Raw genomic sequence first — 14,321 nt, 5'->3', positions numbered from 1 at the left:
GGAAGCGAGTCAGTAGAACATGGGTCTCGAGGAAAAACTGCCCAGCGGCTTCCTGCTGAGCACGGTCGAGGATTTCGCCGGATTCCTGCGCAAGGGCTCCCTATGGCCGGCCACCTTCGGGCTGGCCTGCTGCGCCATCGAAATGATGGCCACCGGCGGGGGCCGTTTCGATATCGCCCGCTTCGGCATGGAAGCATTCCGCGCCTCGCCGCGGCAGGCGGATCTGATGATCGTCGCGGGCCGGGTGAGCCAGAAGATGGCCCCCGTCCTGCGGCAGGTCTACGACCAGATGACCGAACCGAAATGGGTGCTCGCGATGGGCGTGTGCGCGTCTTCGGGCGGCATGTTCAACAACTACGCCATCGTGCAGGGCGTCGATCACGTCGTGCCGGTCGACATCTACCTGCCCGGCTGCCCGCCCCGGCCGGAGATGCTGCTGAACGCGATCCTGGCACTGCACGCCAAGATTCAGCAGATGCCGCTCGGCGTCAACCGCGAAGAGGCCATCCGCGCCGCCGAACAGGCCGCGCTCGCCTCGACGCCGACCATCCGGATGGAGGGTCTGCTGCGATGACCTTCGACACCCCCGACGACAACGGCACCCCGCCCGCGCACGACGCGATCGACGCCGCGGCCACGGCGGGCCCCGAAGGCACCTTGCCCGAGGAGGATTCCGCACAGGCCGGCGCCGAGGTGATCGGCGTGCGCCGCGGCATGTTCGGCGTCACCGGCACCGGCGACACCTCCGGCTACGGCCGCCTGGTCCGCCCGGTCACCCTGCCCGGCAGCACGCCCGCCCCGTACGGCGGATACTTCGACCACGTGGTCGACGCGCTGCGCACCGCGCTCGCCACCACCGGCACCCGCGCGGACACGGCGCTGGAGAAGGTGATCGTCTTCCGCGGCGAGCTCACCCTGCATGTGCACCGGGAGCATCTGCTGCCGGTGGCGCGCGCGCTGCGCGACGATCTCGCACTGCGTTTCGAACTCTGCCTCGGCGTCAACGGGGTGCACTACCCGGAGGATTCCGGCCGTGAACTCCACGCCGTCTATCACCTCATGTCGATAACGCACAACCGCCGTCTGCGGGTGGAGGTCTCCGCACCGGACGCCGACCCGCATATTCCTTCGCTCTACGAGGTGTATCCGACCACCGACTGGCACGAGCGCGAGACCTACGACTTCTTCGGCATCCGGTTCGACGGGCACCCCTCGCTGACCCGGATCACCATGCCGGACGACTGGCGCGGCCATCCCCAGCGCAAGGACTACCCGCTCGGCGGGATCCCGGTCGAATACAAGGGCGCGCGCATCCCGCCGCCCGACGAGCGGAGGGCATACAGCTGATGAACGACACCGACACCGAGCCCGGCGTCGCCGAGGGCGTCGCGCCCGAGCCCGTCACGGTCACCGTGGCGGGACAGGACTGGGACCAGGTAGGCGAGACGCTGGCCGGCGCGGGCGAGGAACGCATCGTCGTCAACATGGGCCCGCAGCACCCGTCCACGCACGGTGTGTTGCGGCTGATCCTGGAGATCGAAGGCGAGACGGTCACCGAGGCCCGCTGCGGAATCGGCTACCTGCACACCGGGATCGAGAAGAACCTCGAATTCCGCAACTGGACCCAGGGCGTCACCTTCGTCACCCGCATGGACTACCTTTCGCCGTTCTTCAACGAGACGGCCTACTGCCTGGGCGTGGAGAGATTGCTCGACATCACCGAGCAGATCCCGGAGCGCGCCACGATCATCCGCGTGCTGCTGATGGAGCTCAACCGCATCTCCTCGCACCTGGTCGCCCTGGCCACCGGCGGCATGGAGCTCGGCGCGCTGACTCCGATGCTGTTCGGCTTCCGCGAACGCGAGCTGATCCTCGACGTGTTCGAGACGATCACCGGATTGCGTATGAACCACGCGTACATCCGCCCCGGCGGCCTGGCCCAGGACCTGCCCGACAACGGGGTCACCAAAGTCCGCGAACTGCTCGCACTGCTGCCCGGACGGCTGCGCGATATGGAACACCTGCTCACCGCCAACCCGATCTGGAAGGCACGCACCCAGAACATCGGCTATCTCGACCTGCAGGGGTGCATGGCCCTCGGCATCACCGGCCCGGTGCTGCGCGCTACCGGTCTGCCGCACGACATTCGCAAGGCCCAGCCCTACTGCGGCTACGAGAACTACGAATTCGACATCCCCACCACCAGCGGGTGCGACTGCTACGGCCGCTACGTCATCCGGGTGGAGGAGATGAAGGAGTCGCTGAAGATCGTCGAGCAGTGCCTGGACCGGCTGCGGCCCGGCCCGGTCATGATCGACGACAAGAAGATCGCCTGGCCTGCCGACCTGCAGGTCGGGCCGGACGGACTGGGCAACTCACCCCGGCACATAGGCAAGATCATGGGCACCTCCATGGAGGGGCTGATCCACCACTTCAAGCTCGTCACCGAAGGCATCCGGGTTCCCGCCGGCCAGGTGTACACGGCTGTGGAGTCGCCGCGCGGCGAGCTGGGCGTGCACATGGTCAGCGACGGCGGCACCCGGCCCTACCGGGTGCACTACCGCGACCCCTCCTTCACCAACCTGCAAGCGGTCGCCGCGATGTGCGAGGGCGGCATGGTCGCCGACGTCATCGCCTCGGTCGCCAGTATCGACCCGGTCATGGGCGGAGTGGACCGATGAATCCGACATCGCACAACGAATCTGCCGACGGCGGTGGCCGCGTGCCGGGCGGGACGCAAGTCCTGCTGAAGCTCGGCACCCGGCCCGAGCCCTATCAGCCCTTCGTGCGCGAGCGACTCGAAACCGACGCCAAGGAGATCATCGCCCGCTATCCGCATCCACGCTCGGCGCTGCTGCCGCTGTTGCATCTGGTGCAGTCGGAGGAGGGTCACGTGACCGGCACCGGAATCGAGTTCTGCGCCGAGCAATTGGGCCTCACCGGCGCCGAAGTCACCGCGGTGGCCACCTTCTATTCGATGTTCCGGCGCACACCCACCGGCGACTACCACGTTGGAGTCTGCACCAACACGCTCTGCGCGGTCATGGGCGGCGATGCCATCCTCGCCGCGCTCGAGCACCATCTCGGCATCGGGCACGGCGAGACCACGGCGGACGGATCGATCACGCTCGAACACGTCGAGTGCAACGCGGCCTGCGATTTCGCGCCGGTGGTCATGGTCAACTGGGAGTTCTTCGACAACCAGACCCCCGAATCCGCACGGGCCCTGGTGGACGCCCTGCGGGCGGGACAGCAGGTCACCCCGACCAGGGGCGCGCCGCTGTGCACGTTCAAGCAGACCGCGCGCATCCTGGCGGGCTTCCCGGACGAGCGCCCCGGCGTGCTCGACGGCGCCGCGGGCTCGGCCACGCTCGCCGGTCTGCGGATCGCCCACGAACAAGGCATGCAAGCCCCCGCGCCGCACGAGGATCCGGAGGGCCCGCGATGACTCTCACTCCGGTGCTGAGCACCCACTGGGACGATCCGCAGTCCTGGACGATGGACACTTATCTGCGTCACGACGGCTACCAGGCGCTGCGCACCGCACTGCGGATGGAACCGGATCAGATCATCCAGACCGTCAAGGACGCGGGCCTGCGTGGCCGCGGCGGCGCGGGCTTCCCAACCGGCATGAAATGGAGTTTCATCCCGCAGGGTCCCGGGCCCGACGGCGTCACCAAACCGCATTACCTGGTGGTGAACGCCGACGAATCGGAACCCGGCACCTGCAAAGACATTCCGCTCATGCTCGCCTCCCCGCACGCGCTGATCGAAGGCGTCGTCATCGCCGCCTACGCCATCCGCGCCGCGCACGCGTTCATCTACGTGCGCGGCGAGGTGGTTCCGGTCCTGCGACGGCTGCAGGCCGCGGTGGCCCAGGCCTACGAGGCGGGCTTTCTCGGTCACGACATCCTCGGCTCCGGCTACGACCTCGAGCTGATCGTGCACGCGGGCGCGGGCGCCTACATCTGCGGCGAGGAGACCGCGCTGCTCGACTCGCTCGAGGGCCGCCGCGGCCAGCCTCGCCTGCGCCCGCCGTTCCCCGCCGTCGCCGGTCTCTACGCCTGCCCGACCGTGGTGAACAACGTGGAATCCATCGCCAGCGTGCCGCCCATCATCCGCAACGGCATCGCGTGGTTCCGCTCGATGGGCAGCGAACGCTCCCCCGGCTTCACCCTCTACTCGCTGTCGGGGCACGTGGCCCGGCCGGGCCAGTACGAAGCGCCGCTGGGCGTCACGCTGCGTGAACTGCTCGGCTACGCGGGCGGCGTGCGTGCCGGGCACCGGGTGAAGTTCTGGACCCCGGGCGGCTCGTCCACGCCGCTGTTCACCGAGGAACACCTCGACGTGCCGCTGGACTACGAAGGCGTCGCGGGCGCTGGATCCATGCTCGGCACCAAAGCCTTGCAGATTTTCGATGACACCACCTGCGTGGTGCGCGCCGTGCTGCGCTGGACGGAGTTCTACGCCCACGAATCCTGCGGCAAGTGCACACCGTGCCGGGAGGGCACCTACTGGCTGGTGCAGCTGCTGCAACGGATCGAAGCGGGCACCGGTGTCACCTCCGACCTGGACAAGCTGCTCGACATCAGCGACACCATCAACGGCAAGTCGTTCTGCGCGCTCGGCGACGGCGCGGCCAGCCCGATCATCTCCTCGCTGAAGTACTTCCGCGAGGAGTACGCCGAACACCTGCGGCTCGGCGGATGCCCATTCGACCCGGCGCGTTCCACCGCATGGGCCGAGTCAGGAGAAGAGGTCCGATGAAACCGGTATCGCGTAGCGATTCGATCAGGGGTGGCGGTCGGGCGACGAGTGGTCCCGCCACCGTGAGTGACCGCCCCAGCGGCCCCACGCCCGCCGATCTGGTATCCGTGACCATCGATGACACCACCGTCAGCGTGCCGCCCGGCACGCTGCTGATCCGGGCCGCCGAACTGATCGGCATCCAGATCCCCCGCTTCTGCGACCATCCGCTGCTGGACCCGGTCGGCGCCTGCCGTCAATGCCTGGTCGAGGTCGAGGGCCAGCGCAAACCGGTCGCCTCCTGCACCATGGCCGTCACCGACGGCATGGTGGTCCGCACCCAGCTCACCTCCCCCGCGGCCGACAAGGCGCAGGAGGGCGTGATGGAACTGCTGCTGATCAACCATCCACTCGATTGCCCGGTGTGCGACAAGGGCGGCGAGTGCCCGCTGCAGAACCAGGCGATGTCCACCGGCCGCGCCGAATCCCGGTTCGACGGACACAAACGCACCTACCCCAAACCCATTCCGCTCTCGACAGCCGTGCTGCTGGACCGGGAACGCTGTGTGCTGTGCGCCCGCTGCACCCGTTTCTCCCAGCAGATCGCGGGCGATCCGTTCATCGAGCTGATGGACCGCGGTGCGCTGCAACAGGTCGGCACGGCGCAGGCCGAACCACTGGACTCCTACTTCTCCGGCAACACCGTGCAGATCTGCCCGGTCGGCGCGCTCACCGGCACCGCCTACCGATTCCGCGCGCGTCCGTTCGACTTGGTGTCCAGCCCGAACGTCTGCGAACACTGCGCCTCCGGTTGCGCACAACGCACCGACCACCGGCGCGGCAAGGTGCTACGCCGGCTGGCCGGTGACGACCCGCAGGTCAACGAGGAGTGGAACTGCGACAAAGGCCGCTGGGCGTTCGCCTACGCCACCGAACCCGACCGGCTCACCACCCCGCTGGTGCGCGGCTGGGACGGCAACCTCGCCCCGGCTTCTTGGTCGCAGGCGCTGGCCGCGGCCGCGGAGGGACTGGCCGCGTCCTTCGGCAACGCGGGCGTGCTCGTCGGCGGCCGGGTCACCGAAGAGGACGCCTACGCCTACGCCAAGTTCGCGCGAGTCGCTCTGGGCACCAACGACATCGACTTTCGCGCTCGCGCGCATTCGGCGGAGGAGGCCGACTTCCTCGCCGCCCGAGTCGCGGGCCAGGACAGCACGGTGACCTACGACAGCATGGAGGCCGCACCGGTCGTCCTGCTCGTCGGATTCGAGCCCGAAGAAGAGTCGCCGATCGTCTACCTGCGGCTGCGTAAAGCCGCGCGTAAGCGCCGCCTGCCGATCTACTCCCTCGCGCCGTACTCCTCGCGCGGGCTCGAGCGTATGTCCGGGCGGCTGATGCGCGCCGTGCCGGGCGCCGAACCGCACCTGCTCGACGCCATCCGTACCGGCGAGATCACCACGCCCGGTGCGGATCCCGCCCAGCTGGCCGATCTGGCCCGGCTGCTGCGCGAACCCGGCGCCGTCATCATGGCCGGTGAGCGGATGGCGGGTGTCACGGGCGCGTTGTCGGCCGCGGTGCGCCTCGCCGATGAAACCGGCGCCGCCCTCGCCTGGGTGCCGCGCCGGGCCGGCGAGCGCGGCGCGGTCGAAGCGGGCGCCCTGCCCGGCCTGCTCCCCGGCGGCAGGCCGGTCGCCGATCCCCGCGCCCGCCAACAGGTTCGAGCCGTCTGGAATGTGCCGGAACTGCCCGTCGGCGCCGGCCGCGACACGACGGCCATCCTGGAGGCCGCGTCCGGCCTCGGCGCACTGGTCATCGGCGGGGTCGACATCGCCGACCTGCCCGACCCGGCCGCCGCACTGGCCGCGATCGACGCGGCCAGGTTCGTGGTGAGCCTGGAATTGCGCCGCAGTCAGGTCACCGAACGCGCCGACGTGGTGTTCCCGGTGGCCGCGGCCATGGAGAAATCCGGCACCTTCCGCACCTGGGAGGGCAGACCACGCCCGTTCGCCGCCGCGCTCGGCGACGACATGGTGCGCCGCCGGTCCGCGCCGCTCTCGGATCAACGAGTGCTGCACGCCATCGCCGAGGAGATGTCGGTGCGCCTCGGCCTGCCCGACGTCGAGTCCGCCCGCGCCGAGCTCGCCGAACTCGGCGCGTGGGACGGCGCGCCCGTCACCGCGCCCACGCATCGGCCGCATCCGCTGCCGCGACCCGAACCCGGCACCGCGGTGCTCGCCAGTTGGCGCATGCTGCTGGACGCGGGACGCATGCAGGACGGCGAACCGAACCTGGCGGGCATCGCCCGGCCTCCGATGGTGCGCCTGTCGGCCACCACCGCCGCCGAACTCGGCGTACAGCCAGACGATCCGGTCACCGTCGCCACCAGCCGCGGCGCGGTCACGCTCCCTCTGATGATCAGTGATCTGCCCGACCGCGTGGTGTGGCTGCCGCAGCACTCGCCCGGCTGCTCCATCGCCGAGCAACTCGCCGTCCAGCCCGGCGCGATCGTGCATCTGCGGCACGCCGACGAGAGGATGAAGGAGCACCGTCATGAGTGAGCTCGCCACGCTCGTCACGGCGTCGACGGTCACGCACGCCGCTGCCTCCGATCCGTACACCCCAGCGGGCTTCGGCCACGATCCGCTGTGGCTGGTGATCGCGAAGGCGGTGGCCATCTTCGTCTATTTGATGCTGATCCCGCTGATCGCGGTGCTCGCTGAGCGCAAGATCGTGGCACGCATGCAGATGCGGATCGGTCCGAACCGGACCGGGCCGTTCGGGTCGCTGCAGAGCATCGCCGACGGCGTGAAGATGGCCCTCAAGGAGGACATCGTCCCGGCGATCGTGGACAAGCCGATCTACATCCTGGCGCCGGTCATCTCGGTGGTGCCCGCGTTCATGGCGTTCGCGGTGATCCCTCTCGGTCCCGAGGTGTCCGTTTTCGGTGTCACCACCCCGTTGCAGCTGACCGACCTGCCGGTGGCGGTGCTGTACATCCTCGCGATCACCTCCATCGGCGTCTACGGCATCGTGCTGGCCGGCTGGTCGTCGGGCTCCACGTATCCGCTGCTGGGCGGGTTGCGCTCGACCGCGCAGGTCATCTCCTACGAGATAGCGATGGCGCTGTGCTTCGCGACCGTATTCCTGCTCGGCGGCACCATGGCCACCTCCGGCATCGTGTCCGCGCAGGAAGGCACCTGGTATGTGTTCCTGCTGCTGCCGTCGTTCCTGATCTACTGCGTCTCGATGGTCGGCGAGACCAACCGGGCGCCGTTCGACCTGCCCGAGGCCGAGGGCGAGCTGGTCGGCGGCTTCCATACCGAGTACTCCTCGCTCAAGTTCGCCATGTTCATGCTGGCCGAATACGTCAACATGGGAACGGTTTCCGCACTGGCCACCACCCTGTTCCTGGGCGGCTGGCATGCGCCGTGGCCGCTGAACATGTGGGACGGCGCGAACTCCGGCTGGTGGCCGGTGCTGTGGTTCACCGCCAAGGTCTGGACGTTCCTGTTCGTGTTCATCTGGCTGCGCGGCACCCTGCCCCGGCTGCGCTACGACCAGTTCATGAATCTCGGCTGGAAATTGCTGATCCCGACCTCGCTGGCCTGGGTCATGGTGGTGGCCACCGCACGGGTGCTGCAGGCCGAGGGGTACCCGGTGCAGACTCCGATCCTGGTGATCGGCGGCTTGGTGGTCACCGGCTTGCTCGTGCTGCAGTTCCTGCGAGCGGGCCGGGCCGGCGGAACACCGCCGCCGGTGGAGGAACCCTCGACCGGGGATTCCACCGATTCGACCGTCTTCCTCGGGTTCCCGGTGCCGCCGCTGCCCGCCGACGCGCACGCGCGCGACGCCACCCGCACCAAGGCCGGTCTGCTCGAGCCGCTGGCCGGGTTCGCGGTCACCGCCGCGACCATGTTCAAGAAGCCGAACACCGAGTTCTATCCGGAGCAGAAGACGCCGACCGCGCCGCGCTACCACGGCAGGCATCAGCTCAACCGGCATCCCGACGGCTTGGAGAAGTGCATCGGTTGCGAGCTGTGCGCGTGGGCCTGCCCCGCCGACGCGATCTACGTCGAAGGCGACGACAACACCGAGACCGAGCGGTTCTCGCCAGGTGAACGGTACGGCCGGGTCTACCAGATCAACTACCTGCGCTGCATCGGCTGCGGATTGTGCATCGAGGCCTGCCCCACCCGGGCGCTAACGATGACCAACGACTACGAGATGACCGACGACAACCGAGCCGACCTGATCTACGAGAAGGACCGGTTGCTGGCCCCGTTGCAGCCCGGGATGACCGCACCGCCGCACGCCATGCACCCCGGCGCCGACGAGGCGGACTACTACCTCGGCCGGGTGCCCGGCGACGCGCAGGCCACCCACGGCGCCACGGCGGTCCCCCACCCGGCCGAGGCGCCGCGGCAACCCGCCGCCGCGGCCGCGGAAGGAGCGACACGGTGACCGAAATGATCCTGGCCGCGGAGCCGTTGACCCACGCCTCCACCGGCGAGACCGTCCAGTTCTGGATCCTCGCCCCGCTGGCCGTGCTCGGCGCACTGGGCATGGTGTTCGCCCCCAAGGCGGTGCACTCCGCGCTGTGCCTGGCCACCACGATGATCGCGCTGGCCGCGTTCTACATCGCGCAGGACGCGCTGTTCCTCGGCGTCGTGCAGATCGTGGTCTACACCGGCGCGGTCATGATGCTGTTCCTGTTCGTGCTGATGCTCGTCGGCGTCGACTCCGCCGAATCGCTGCGGGAAACCATCCGCGGCCAACGGCTCGCCGCCGCCGCGGTCGGCGTCGGCTTCGGGCTACTGCTCAGCGGCGGCATCGCCCACGGCGTGCGCGAATCCGCAATCACCTTTCCCGCCAACGGTTTCCCGGGTCGAAACGTGATCGCCGAACTGGCCGAACTGATCTTCCTGCGCTATGTGTGGGCCTTCGAACTCACCGGCGCCCTGCTGATCACCGCCACCATCGGCGCCATGGTGCTGGCCCACCGCGAGCAGTTCGGGCCCCGCACCGATCAGCGTGAGCTGTCGCGCCGCCGGTTCCGCGAGAAAGGGCACCGAGCGACCCCGCTGCCCACCCCCGGCGTCTACGCCAGGCACAACGCGGTGGACGTCCCCGCGCGGCTGCCCGACGGGTCGTTCGAGGAACTGTCGGTCAGCACCATCCTGCGGCACCGCCGCACCAGGGCGCTCACCGAAGCGGCCGTCATCTCGGTCGGCACCACGCCCGCATCGGACGGGACCGACAACTCCAGCGACGAGGAAGGCAACCGGTGAATCCCGAGAACTACCTGTTCCTGTCCGCCCTGCTGTTCACGATCGGCGCGGCCGGAGTGCTGCTGCGGCGCAACGCCATCGTCGTGTTCATGTGCATCGAGCTGATGCTCAACGCGGTGAACCTGGCATTCGTCACCTTCGCCCGGATGCACGCCGACCTGGACGGTCAGGTGTTCGCGTTCTTCACGATGGTGGTCGCCGCGGCCGAGGTCGTCGTCGGCCTGGCCATCATCATGACCATCTTCCGCACCCGCCGCTCGACCTCGGTCGACGACGCCAACCTGCTGAAGTTCTGACGTGGACACCGCAACGCTGTGGCTGCTGCCCGCCCTGCCCCTGGCGGGCGCGATCGTCCTGCTGCTGACGGGACGCTACGCCGACAAGTGGGGTCATCTGCTCGGCACCGTCACGGCGCTGGCCTCGTTCGGGGTCGCCGTGTTCGCGTTCGCCGACATGCTCGGGCGCGAGACCGCCGACCGCGCGGTGCGCGAGGACCTGTTCAGCTGGGTGCCGGTGACCGGCTTCCAGGTGGACTTCGCGCTCCAGCTGGACCAGCTGTCGATGTGCTTCGCGCTGCTGATCACCGGCGTCGGCTCGCTGATCCACGTCTACTCGATCGGCTACATGAGCCACGATCCGGCGCGGCGGCGGTTCTTCGCCTACCTGAACCTCTTCCTCGCGGCCATGCTGCTGCTGGTGCTGGCGAACAACTACCTCGTGCTCTATCTCGGCTGGGAGGGCGTCGGCCTGGCGTCCTACCTGCTCATCGGCTTCTGGCACGAAAGGCCCTCGGCGGCAACGGCCGCCAAGAAGGCGTTCGTGGTCAACCGGGTCGGCGACATGGGCTTGGCGATCGCGATGATGGTGATGTTCACGACGTTCGGGTCGGTCGACTTCGGCGTCGTGTTCGGTACCGCGTCCGCCGCCGGCGAAGGCACGCTCACCGCGATCGGACTGTTGCTGCTGCTGGCCGCATGCGGCAAATCCGCCCAGGTACCGCTGCAATCCTGGCTCGGCGACGCAATGGAGGGCCCCACCCCGGTGTCGGCGCTCATCCACGCGGCCACCATGGTCACGGCGGGCGTGTACCTGATCACGCGCTCCAACGCGATCTTCGATCTGGCACCGAACGCGCGTCTCGGCGTGGTGCTGGTCGGCGCGGTCACCCTGTTGTTCGGCGCCATCATCGGCTGCGCCAAGGACGACATCAAGAAGGCACTCGCCGCCTCCACGATGAGCCAGATCGGCTACATGGTGCTGGCGGCCGGGCTCGGGCCCGCGGGATACGCCTTCGCCATCATGCATCTGCTCACCCACGGATTCTTCAAAGCCGGGCTGTTCCTCGGCGCCGGTTCGGTGATGCACGCGATGGACGACGAAACCGACATGCGCCGCTACGGCGGACTGCGCACCCTGCTGCCGATCACCTATGTCACCTTCGGACTCGGCTACCTCGCCATCATCGGGGTGCCGCCGTTCGCCGGGTTCTTCTCCAAGGACCACATCATCGAGGCGGCGTTCAACCAAGGCGGCCCGGGCGGAATCGCGCTGGGGCTGGTGGCGTTGCTCGGCGCGGGACTGACCGCGTTCTACATGACGCGGGTCATGCTGATGACGTTCTTCGGCGAGCGCCGCTGGAAACCGGATACCCACCCGCACGAATCCCCCGCCGTGATGACCGGTCCGATGATCCTGCTCGCCCTCGGCTCGGTCGGGGCCGGTGCGGTGTTCGTCTTCGGTTCCTCGCTGCAGAACTGGCTCGAACCGGTCGTCGGCGCCCACCACGGCGCCGAAACCGTTCCGGCGGCGCTGGTCACGACACTCGCGCTCGGCGTGGTGGCCGTCGGTGTCGCGGTCGCCTACTCGCAGTACGCCAAGCGCGAGATCCCAGAGACGGCGCCCTCCTCCGTCTCCGCGCTCACCGTCGCGGCGCGCCGCGACTTGTACGGCGACGCGGTCAACGAAGCCGGGTTCATGCGGCCCGGACAGCACCTGACCCGGGCGCTGGTCTTCCTCGACAACCGCGGTATCGACGGCGTCGTCAACGGGACGGCTGCGCTGATCGGCGGGTTGTCGGCGCGGGCCCGGCGAGTGCAGTCCGGGTACGTGCGCTCCTATGCCCTGTCCATGTTCACCGGCGCGGCCTTGGTGGCCGCCGCCCTACTGGCGGTGAGGTTGTGGTGAACGAGTTCCCCTGGTTGACGACGCTGTGGCTGGCCCCGGTCGTCGGTGCGGCGATCGTGCTCACCTTGCCCGCCGCGCAGCGCACCCTCGCTCGTGCGGTGGCGCTGGGCTTCTCGATGCTGGTGCTCGGCCTCGGCATCTGGCTCGCCGTCCGGTTCGACACCGCGGGCGCACAATTCCAGTTCGTCGAATCCCATCGGTGGATCCCGGCGTTCGGTGCCGGCTACACCCTCGGCCTGGACGGCATCGCGCTGGTCCTGGTGCTGCTCACCGCGGCGCTGGTGCCGTTGCTGATCCTGGCGGGGTGGCACGACGAACGCGAAGTCGGCAGCGGCAGACGGGTTGCCCACACCTACGTCGCGCTCACCCTGCTCGTCGAGGCGATGGTGTTGATCTCCTTCGTCGCCCTCGACATCCTGCTGTTCTACGTGTTCTTCGAGGCGATGCTCATCCCGATGTACTTCCTCATCGGTGGGTTCGGGCCGCGCACCGGGGACGCGCTGGTGCGTAGGCAGCGCTCCCGCGCGGCGGTGAAATTTTTGCTGTACAACCTGTTCGGCGGGCTGATCATGCTGGCCGCGGTCATCGGCTTGTATGTGCTCACCGCCAGGGAAGGGCTCGGGGAGGGATCGTCGGGCACGTTCGACTTCCGCACGGTGGTCGCCGCCGCCAACGCCGGGCAGCTCGGAGCCGGACCCGCGGTGCTCAATGCCCTGTTCCTCGGCTTCATGTTCGCCTTCGCGGTCAAGGCGCCGCTGTGGCCGCTGCACACCTGGCTGCCCGACGCCGCCGTCGCGGCGACGCCGTCCAGCGCGGTGCTGATGATGGCGGTGGTCGACAAGGTGGGCACCTTCGGCATGCTGCGCTACTGCCTGCTCCTGTTCCCCGACGCGTCGGACACCTATGCGCCGCTGGTGATCACGCTCGCGGTGATCGGCATCGTGTACGGCGCCCTGCTCGCCATCGGGCAGACCGATGTGATGCGCCTGATCGCCTACACCTCGATCTCCCACTTCGGCTTCATCATCCTGGGTGTCTTCGCCATGACCAGCCAAGGCCAAACCGGCGCGACGCTGTACATGGTCAACCACGGCATCTCCACCGCCGCGCTGTTCCTGGTGGCCGGATTCCTGGTTTCGCGGCGGGGAACCCGGCTCATCTCCGAATACGGCGGCGTGCAGAAGGTGGCCCCGGTGCTGGCGGGCACCTTCTTCATCGCCGGTCTGGCGACGCTGTCGCTCCCCGGGCTCGCTCCGTTCGTCAGCGAATTCCTGGTCCTGATCGGGACATTCACCCGCTACCGGTTCGCCGCGGTGATCGCCGCCAGTGCGCTGGTACTCGCGGCCCTCTACGTGCTGTGGCTCTACCAGCGGATGATGACCGGACCGGTGAAGAAGGGCAACGAGCGGATCTACGACCTGGCGCCGCGCGAAGTCGTCGTGGTGGTCCCGCTGATCGCCGCGCTGCTGTTCCTCGGCATCTACCCGAAAGTCCTCACCGACTTCATCAATCCCGCGGTGAGCCAGACCCTCACCACCATCGGCCGTAACGATCCCGCGCCCTCGACACCCCCATTGCCCGAGGCGGGCTCGGCCCACCATCCCGGAGGTGCCCCCAAGTGAACGACCGAGCCTCCGCTACGACGCTCGCCGCGAGTGTCCCCGCGCCGAGCATCGAATACGGCGCCCTGTCCCCCATGCTCATCGTGTTCGGCGCCGCCGTGCTCGGCGTACTGGCCGAAGCGTTCGTCGCCCGGCGCTACCGCTATACCGCTCACCTGGTGCTGAGCGTGGCAGGCTTGACCGCCGCGCTGATCGCCGTGGTGGCGCTGGCGGGCACCGAATCCACCGCCGTCGCCGGTGCGGTCGCGATCGACGGCGTGACGCTGTTCCTGCAAGGCACGATCCTGGTCGTATCGATCCTCGCGATCCTGTTCATCGCGGAGCGTGGAGCAGAGCCCCGTCAGCAGGCGCGGTCCGGGCCGGGAACCTGGAACCGGGCGGCCGCCACCCTCGAGCGGGGGGTGGACGCGTTCACGCCACAGGCCTCGGCGGTGCCCGGCAGTGCGGCCGAAGCGGCGGCGCTGCGTGCGGGCGTGGCGACCAC

The 14,321-nt window shown here is 68.8% G+C and carries 11 protein-coding genes and 1 pseudogene; all 12 read left to right on the top strand.

Annotated elements, in window-relative coordinates:
- Positions 1 to 19: 19 nt before the first annotated feature.
- Positions 20 to 574, top strand: coding sequence for an NADH-quinone oxidoreductase subunit B family protein (locus ACFU5M_RS26285; RefSeq protein WP_043691073.1), 555 nt, complete (start codon positions 20 to 22; stop codon positions 572 to 574).
- Positions 571 to 1,347: an NADH-quinone oxidoreductase subunit C gene (locus ACFU5M_RS26280; RefSeq protein ID WP_379053451.1), complete on the top strand. Its 777-nt coding sequence runs from the start codon at positions 571 to 573 to the stop codon at positions 1,345 to 1,347. Before ACFU5M_RS26285 ends, ACFU5M_RS26280 begins: the two co-directional genes overlap by 4 nt.
- Positions 1,347 to 2,681 (top strand): NADH dehydrogenase (quinone) subunit D, encoded by a 1,335-nt coding sequence (gene nuoD / locus ACFU5M_RS26275; protein WP_379053450.1) that lies wholly within the window; start codon positions 1,347 to 1,349, stop codon positions 2,679 to 2,681. Before ACFU5M_RS26280 ends, nuoD begins: the two co-directional genes overlap by 1 nt.
- Positions 2,678 to 3,448 carry an NADH-quinone oxidoreductase subunit NuoE gene (gene nuoE / locus ACFU5M_RS26270; protein ID WP_379053449.1) on the top strand — a complete coding sequence of 257 codons (771 nt, stop codon included), beginning with the start codon at positions 2,678 to 2,680 and terminating at the stop codon, positions 3,446 to 3,448. Before nuoD ends, nuoE begins: the two co-directional genes overlap by 4 nt.
- Positions 3,445 to 4,767: an NADH-quinone oxidoreductase subunit NuoF gene (nuoF, locus tag ACFU5M_RS26265; RefSeq protein ID WP_379053448.1), complete on the top strand. Its 1,323-nt coding sequence runs from the start codon at positions 3,445 to 3,447 to the stop codon at positions 4,765 to 4,767. The genes nuoE and nuoF overlap by 4 nt, the downstream gene beginning before the upstream one ends.
- Complete coding sequence (locus ACFU5M_RS26260) at positions 4,764 to 7,301, top strand: NADH-quinone oxidoreductase subunit G (RefSeq protein WP_379053447.1); 2,538 nt, start codon at positions 4,764 to 4,766, stop codon at positions 7,299 to 7,301. The genes nuoF and ACFU5M_RS26260 overlap by 4 nt, the downstream gene beginning before the upstream one ends.
- The gene (gene nuoH, locus ACFU5M_RS26255; RefSeq protein WP_379053445.1) at positions 7,294 to 9,204 is read left to right on the top strand and encodes an NADH-quinone oxidoreductase subunit NuoH; all 1,911 of its coding nucleotides are present in this window, start codon (positions 7,294 to 7,296) and stop codon (positions 9,202 to 9,204) included. Before ACFU5M_RS26260 ends, nuoH begins: the two co-directional genes overlap by 8 nt.
- Positions 9,205 to 9,209: 5 nt before the next feature.
- Complete coding sequence (locus ACFU5M_RS26250) at positions 9,210 to 10,031, top strand: NADH-quinone oxidoreductase subunit J (RefSeq protein WP_379053481.1); 822 nt, start codon at positions 9,210 to 9,212, stop codon at positions 10,029 to 10,031.
- A complete protein-coding gene (gene nuoK, locus ACFU5M_RS26245; protein WP_040866745.1) occupies positions 10,028 to 10,327 on the top strand; it encodes an NADH-quinone oxidoreductase subunit NuoK in 300 nt (99 codons plus the stop codon). The genes ACFU5M_RS26250 and nuoK overlap by 4 nt, the downstream gene beginning before the upstream one ends.
- Position 10,328: 1 nt before the next feature.
- On the top strand, positions 10,329 to 12,215 hold the full coding sequence (gene nuoL / locus ACFU5M_RS26240) for an NADH-quinone oxidoreductase subunit L (protein WP_379053444.1): 1,887 nt from the start codon (positions 10,329 to 10,331) through the stop codon (positions 12,213 to 12,215).
- Complete coding sequence (locus tag ACFU5M_RS26235; protein WP_379053442.1) at positions 12,212 to 13,837, top strand: NADH-quinone oxidoreductase subunit M; 1,626 nt, start codon at positions 12,212 to 12,214, stop codon at positions 13,835 to 13,837. The genes nuoL and ACFU5M_RS26235 overlap by 4 nt, the downstream gene beginning before the upstream one ends.
- A 74-nt stretch (positions 13,838 to 13,911) precedes the next feature.
- Positions 13,912 to 14,321, top strand: a pseudogene (locus tag ACFU5M_RS26230) (NADH-quinone oxidoreductase subunit N); the annotation flags it as partial.

The sequence above is a fragment of the Nocardia sp. NPDC057455 genome (genome assembly GCF_042802775.1).
Lineage (GTDB): Bacteria > Actinomycetota > Actinomycetes > Mycobacteriales > Mycobacteriaceae > Nocardia.
Note: the sequence above shows the minus strand (reverse complement) of the source record. Positions and strands in the feature narration are given on the sequence as shown.